The organism is Mesorhizobium sp. M2C.T.Ca.TU.002.02.1.1, from assembly GCF_003997225.1.
In genome coordinates this window covers 1-6,098 of the sequence record NZ_RZTO01000340.1, presented here as the reverse complement: position 1 = coordinate 6,098, position 6,098 = coordinate 1, and the positions used below count along the sequence as shown (strand labels likewise).

General features: G+C 65.2%; 7 protein-coding genes. 1 reads left to right on the top strand and 6 read right to left on the bottom strand.

The window, feature by feature from the left end; translation table 11 throughout:
- The coding region (locus EOD07_RS18595) for a zinc-dependent alcohol dehydrogenase family protein (protein WP_127236511.1) at nt 1–842 on the bottom strand (842 nt) is incomplete at its 3' end.
- Nucleotides 843–944: 102 nt separating this feature from the next.
- Here EOD07_RS18595 and EOD07_RS18590 point away from each other — a divergent pair.
- Nucleotides 945–1,847, top strand: coding sequence for a LysR family transcriptional regulator (locus tag EOD07_RS18590; protein WP_127236510.1), 903 nt, complete (start codon nt 945–947; stop codon nt 1,845–1,847).
- 1 nt (nt 1,848) lies between these two features.
- On the opposite strand, the gene EOD07_RS18585 is transcribed toward EOD07_RS18590, so the two are convergent.
- The 5 genes from EOD07_RS18585 to EOD07_RS18565 form a co-directional block, all read right to left on the bottom strand.
- Nucleotides 1,849–2,808 (bottom strand): branched-chain amino acid ABC transporter permease, encoded by a 960-nt coding sequence (locus EOD07_RS18585; protein ID WP_164772336.1) that lies wholly within the window; start codon nt 2,806–2,808, stop codon nt 1,849–1,851.
- 17 nt (nt 2,809–2,825) lie between these two features.
- Nucleotides 2,826–3,719 carry a branched-chain amino acid ABC transporter permease gene (locus EOD07_RS18580; protein WP_127236508.1) on the bottom strand — a complete coding sequence of 298 codons (894 nt, stop codon included), beginning with the start codon at nt 3,717–3,719 and terminating at the stop codon, nt 2,826–2,828.
- 3 nt (nt 3,720–3,722) lie between these two features.
- Entirely contained in the window at nt 3,723–4,433 is a 711-nt protein-coding gene (locus tag EOD07_RS18575; protein ID WP_164772337.1) for an ABC transporter ATP-binding protein, read from the bottom strand.
- The gene (locus EOD07_RS18570; protein ID WP_127236506.1) at nt 4,426–5,163 is read right to left on the bottom strand and encodes an ABC transporter ATP-binding protein; all 738 of its coding nucleotides are present in this window, start codon (nt 5,161–5,163) and stop codon (nt 4,426–4,428) included. The genes EOD07_RS18575 and EOD07_RS18570 overlap by 8 nt, the downstream gene beginning before the upstream one ends.
- A gap of 145 nt (nt 5,164–5,308) precedes the next feature.
- On the bottom strand, nt 5,309–6,098 hold a 790-nt coding region (locus EOD07_RS18565), incomplete at its 5' end, for an ABC transporter substrate-binding protein (RefSeq protein WP_164772335.1).

The window sequence follows — 6,098 nt, the reverse complement described above, 5'->3', positions numbered from 1 at the left end:
GCTTCCAGACGCTCCGGCTTGCCGGTGATTTCATGGACGAGATAGCCGCGCAGCGTCAGCGCCTTCGCCAGCACGTCGAACAGCGGGAACGGTGTCGCCTCGGGGCTCAAGCCGCCATACTCGAGGAGGATGCCGCCGCGAGCCATCGCCGCCGTCAGCGGCGTGAAGATCGGACCGCCGACCGCGTCGAGGACGACGCGCACGCCTTCTGGCGCGATCTCCTTCAGCCGCGCCTCGAGATCCTCTTCTTGCGAGGCCACGACATAGGCGGCGCCGGCATCGAGCAGCGCCGCTTTCTTGGCCGATGTTCTGGTGACGGCAATAGGGACGGCGCCGAGGCTGTTGGCAATCTGTATCGCGGCGAGGCCAACGCTGCTCGACGCGGCGGTGATGACGGCAGGCTCGCCGCGGCCAAGACCGGCGATATCGACCAGCGCGCCATAGGCGGTGAGATATTGCATCCATGTCGCCGCGGCGGCTTCGAAGCCGAGCGACGGCGGATGCTTGACGACAAGCTCGGCCGGAAAGGCGACGAGTTCGCCATAGGCCGGCCAGCGCGCCATCGAGCGCGGCGGAATGATGCTGACCGCATCGCCCGGCGCAAAACCGTCGACGCGCTCGCCGACCGCCTCGACGATGCCCGCCGCCTCGAGGCCGAGACCCGAGGGCAGCGCCGGCGTCTCGATATAAGTGCCCTTGCGCATCGAGGCTTCGGCGCGGTTCAAGCCCAGCGCCTTGACGCGGATCAGCACCTCGCCCGGGCCGGGCGGCGGCACCTCGACATCCTCGATACGCAGCACCTCCGGACCGCCACGCTCATGAAAGCGAACAACCCTTGCCATCCATTCCACTCCAAATCCGTTCGATTGAATGAACTATGCAGATGCACCCTTAGGAGATAAATCGCGAGGCAGGCAGAACAGTCGAAACGATTGGTTTTGAATATGGATCGCCTCGAAAGCATGGCAGTGTTCGTCAAGGCGGTCGACCTCGGCTCGTTCGCGGCCGCCGCGGCGGCGCTCGACCTGTCTGGCCCGATGGTCGGCAAGCATGTCCGCTTCCTCGAGGAGCGGCTCGGTGTGCGGCTTCTCAACCGCACGACGCGCCGGCAGAGCCTGACCGATTTCGGGCACGCCTATTACGAGCGCTGCCGGATCGTGCTGGCGGAAGCAGACGCGGCGGATGCGCTGGCGGCCGACCAATTGTCCGAGCCGCACGGAAAACTGCGCGTGACGATGCCGGCGCATTTCGGCCGCCACTGCGCGACGCCGATCCTGCTCGAACTCGCGCGGCATTATCCGACGCTGGAGCTCGACCTGTCGCTGAGCGATCGTTTTGCCGATCTCGTCGAGGACGGTTTTGACCTCGCGATCCGCACGGGAGCACTGGATGACAGGGCCGGCATCATCGCGCGCCGCGTCGCGCGCCAGCGCATGATCGTCTGTGCTTCGCCGTCCTATATCGAGGGGTTCGGCCAGCCGGCCAGCCTGGCGGACATCAGCGGCCATCAGGCGGTCATCTACCGGCGGCTCGGCCATGTGCTGCAGCCCTGGCTGTTCCCGCGCGAGGATGGCTCGGTCACGGAGATCGCGCCGGCCGGCCGGCTGCGGCTCGACGACCTCGACGCCATCGCGGATGCGGCGACCGGCGGCATGGGGCTGGCCTGGCTTCCCTACTGGCTGGTGCGCGAGCGCATCGAAACCGGCAGGCTGGTCCGGCTGCTGGGGGACCAGCCGGATTATCTCTACGACTGCCACGCGCTCTGGCTGCAGACGTCGCATCTGCCTCTGAAGGTACGGCTGGCCGTCGACGCGCTGGCGGCGGGATTGCCGAAGTTGATGAGCTAGGTCACGTCGATTTCAGGCGCTGCATCGCACCCAGGCGCGTCAGTCCTTTCGGCAGGAACAGCATCGCCAGGATGATGGTCAGCCCCGAAATCACCGGGTGATAATCGGGCACGACGATGCGGGCGAGATCGAACACGGCATACATCACCAGCGCGCCGAGGATGGGCCCGAGCAGCGTGCCGGTGCCGCCGACCACCGTCATCATCAGCGGCAAGAGCATCCAGTCGAGGTCGAACACCGAGTCCGGCCCGACATGGAAGATGTAGAAGGTGTAGAGGCTGCCGGCGACGCCGGCGATGAAGGCGCTGCCGGCAAAGGCCGCGACCTTGACCTTGAGCGTGTCGATGCCGTTGGCCGATGCCGCCATCTCGTCGTCGCGCACCGCGATCAGCGCCAGGCCGTAGCGCGAGCGCATCAGCGCGCGGATGGCCAAGGCGGTGGCGACCATCAGGCCGAGCCCGACCCAGTAATGCGGGCGCAGCGTGTCGAAGCTGCTTGCCGGAGCGACGATGCCGAAAGCGCCGCCGGTGAAGTCGCCGCCATTGACGAAGATCACCTTGACGATCTCGCCGAAGCCGAGCGTGCCCAATGCGAAATAATCGCCATGCAGTTTCGACAAGAGCGGCAGGCCGATGATGACCGCCGCGAGCGCCGCGACAATGCCGCCCAGCAGCATCGTCACCGGGTCGAAGTAATAGATGTTCGGATGGCTGTCATAGAGCGAGCCCCAGAGATAGTTCCCGCTCCAAAGAATCGCGGTGGTATAGGCGCCGAGCCCGAAGAAAGCATGGCTGCCGAGGCTGATCTGGCCGCCATAGCCAGCGACGAGGTTCCAGCTCTGCGCCATGATGGCGTAGAGGAAGACGAAGAACAGGAAGGAGAAATAGTAGGCGTCGACGGCGCCGGGCAGGAAGGGCAGCAGCGCAAGCGCCGCGACGACGACGATTGCAATCCATTGCAAGGCTCGGCTCATCGCACTCACGCCTTCTTGTAGGGCCGGCTGAACAGGCCTTCCGGCTTGAACATCAGCACCAGGAGGAACACGCCGTAGGCGATGGCGTTCGTCCAGCCGCCCGAGATGAAGAACTGGACATAGGCTTCGATCAGGCCGAGCAGGATGCCGCCGGCCAGCGCGCCGGTGACGTTGCCGATGCCGCCCAGCGCCAGCGCCACCAGCGCCTTCAGGCTGAAGATGAAACCGGCGAAGGGGTTGAACGGAAAGGTGGTTGCGACCGCGACGCCAGCCGCGCCAGCCAGCGAAATGCCGATGGCAAAGGCGATCGCATTGACGCGGTGCGGGCTGATGCCCATCAAAGTCGCGGCGTCCATGTCTTCCGAGGCGGCGCGCACCGCCTTGCCGACGATCGTCTTGCGCAGGAAGAGCATCACCAGGCCGGTGCCGGCGAGCGCGATCAAAAAACCCATCGAGCGGGTGAAGGAGGTGCGCACGCCGAAGAGCTCGATGCCGCTTGCCGTATAGCTCGTCACCACGCCGGCGGTGTTGCCACCCCAGATCACCGTCATCAGGTTCTGGACCAGGAACATCAGGCCGACGGCGATGAGCAGCGAGACGTTGCGGTCTGCTTCAGCGGCGGCCTTGCGGAACAGGCCCTGATAGATCAGCCAGCCGACGACGAGCCCGACCGGCACGACGATCAACAACGACAGGAACGGGTCGATGCCGAGACCGTAGAACAGTGCGCGCACGAAATAGGCGGCGAGAATGATCATCGCGCCCTGAGCGAGGAAGATCAGCCGCATGGTGCCGAAGATCAGGCTCAGGCCGACGGCGGCGACGCCATACATGGCGCCGCCGAGCGCACCGTTGAGCGATAGCTGGAGCAGGATCTCGGGTGGCGGGAGATTGACCATTCTCTACTCCAACACGCCCATATAGGCCTTCTGGATTTCGGGATCGGCGATGAGGTCGGCGCCGGTGCCTTGCATGGCGAGCGAGCCGGTCTTGAGCACGAAGGCGTAGTCGGCGACCTTTAGAGCCTGATGGATGTTCTGCTCGACCAGAAGGATGGTGACGCCCTGGCCATGCAAGGTCTGGATGAGCGCAAACATCTGCTGCACCACGAGTGGGCTGAGGCCCAGCGACGGCTCGTCGAGGATGAGCAGCGACGGCTCCGACATGGTGGCCCGCGCGATCGCCAGCATCTGCTGCTCGCCGCCGGAGAGCGACCCGGCCTTCTGGTGCGCGCGTTCCTTCAGGCGCGGGAAAAGCGTGTAGGCCTTCTCCAGCAGCTCGTTGGTGCGCGGGCGAGCCTTGGGCTGGAACGCGCCGAGCTCGAGATTTTCCAGCACCGTCATCTGGCGGAACAGACCGCGCCCTTCCGGCACATGGGCGATGCCCAGGCGGGCGATCTCCTGCGGCGCCTTGCCTGTGATCGACTGGCCCCAAAGCCGAATATCGCCGGCCTTGGGCTTCAGCAGGCCAGAAACGGTGCGGAGCAGCGTCGTCTTGCCGGCGCCGTTGGCGCCGACCAGCGCGACGATCGCGCCGGGATCGACATGGAGCGACACGCCCCACAGCGCGCCGACGTCGCCATAGGCGACTTCGAGATCGCTTATTTCAAGCAGCCGGTTCGCCAAGATAGGCCTCGATGACTTTGCGGTTTTGCGTGACGTCGCGCGGCGTGCCGTCTGCGATCTTCTCGCCATGGTCGAGCACGATGACGCGGCTGCATACTTTCATGATGGCGTCGACCTTGTGCTCGACCCACAGCATTGAGATCCCCCGGTCGGCACGCACACGGCGAATGACGTCGACCATGCGCTGGATCTCGGTCGGGTTGAGGCCGGCCATCGGCTCGTCGAGGAGCAGCAGCGCCGGATCGGAGGCGATGGCGCGCGCAATCTCCAGCATGCGGCGATCCGACAGCGTCATATGCGCGGTGCGCATATCGCGCCTGGCGCTGAGGCCGACCAGCTCCAGCGCCGCGGTCGCCGACTCGGTCGCGTGCTTGACGCGGCCTCCTGCCCCGTAGACGGCGCCGACCATGACATTCTCGAAGGCGGTCATGGTGAGGAAGGTGCGCACGAGCTGGAAGGTGCGGGCGATGCCGAGCCTCGAGATGCGGTGCGGCGCGATGCCGGTGATGTCCTTGCCGCGGAAGGACACGCGCCCTTCGGTCGGCGCGTAGATGGCGGTAATGACGTTGAAGAGCGTCGACTTGCCGGCGCCGTTCGGCCCGATCAGGCCAATCAGCTCGTTGGCGCCGACGGCGATATCGATGTTGTTGAGGACGACAAGCCCACCGAAGCGCTTCTTGACCGCCTCGAGGCGCAGCAAGGTTTCGTCCGCCTGCATCGTGTTTTCGTTTCCTTCCAGCGGAAGCGCCGAGGATTCGGCACTCAAACCGCTCAATTGCCAAGCGATCCGAATGCGGGCGGGAAGCGAACGGGCGCCTGGCTTCGCAATCAGGCGCCCGCCGCTTCCACCGCATCTGTTTCGTTCAGCGCTTGTCCCAGGCCGGGGCCGGCTTGTAGGTCCAGTTGCCGTCCGGATAGATGAGCTGGTGCTTGCCCTGCCACCATTGCGTGGCAACGCTCGGTATCAGGGCGAAGCCGGTGTCGTCGAACTTGAGGTCGCCGACCACTGTGTCCTTGAACTCCTGGCCGAAAATCGCGTCATGGATCGCCGCCGCATCGGTGCTGCCGGCCTTCTCGATGGCCTGCGCCAGCACCTGCGCGTTGGCATAGAAGGCGCCGACGGTGACGGAGTCCTTCTTGAACTCGGCCTCGTAGCGATCACCGAGTTCTTTCGCGCCCTTGTAAGGGTAGCTCGCAGACCAGAAGCCGTCGGTCAGGATGTAGTCGGAGTCCGGCCCAAGCGCCTCGTGGAATTCGCCGGTCCAGGTACCCTTCCAGCCATGCAGGTAAGGCACGGAGAAGCCGAGCTCCTTCATCTGCCGCAAAAGCGTGACAGTGTCGGCCGGCGAGCCGAAGACCAGCATGGCATCGACATCGGCGGCCTTGAGCTTGGTGATCAGCGCCGAATAGTCGGTGGCGCCGATCGCCCAGGGATCGTCGACGGCGAAGCTGTAGCCGTATTTCTTGGCCGCCGCCTCGAAGGCGCCGCCGAAGCCCTTGCCGTCGGGTGAATCTTCCGAGACCAGCGCCGGATGCTTGGGCTTCTCATTCGCCGGCAGCTTGTCCCAGATCTGGAACGGCACCTCGGCGCCAGGTCCCGGATGGAAGAAGAACAGCGCCGAGTATTTGAGCTTCAGCGGCTGCCACTCGAAG

Coding starts and splice junctions, on each gene's coding strand:
- EOD07_RS18590 (WP_127236510.1), top strand. CDS start 945: ATGGATCGCCTCGAAAGCATGGCAGTGTTCGTCAAGGCGGTCGACCTC.
- EOD07_RS18580 (WP_127236508.1), bottom strand. CDS start 3,719: ATGGTCAATCTCCCGCCACCCGAGATCCTGCTCCAGCTATCGCTCAAC.
- EOD07_RS18570 (WP_127236506.1), bottom strand. CDS start 5,163: ATGCAGGCGGACGAAACCTTGCTGCGCCTCGAGGCGGTCAAGAAGCGC.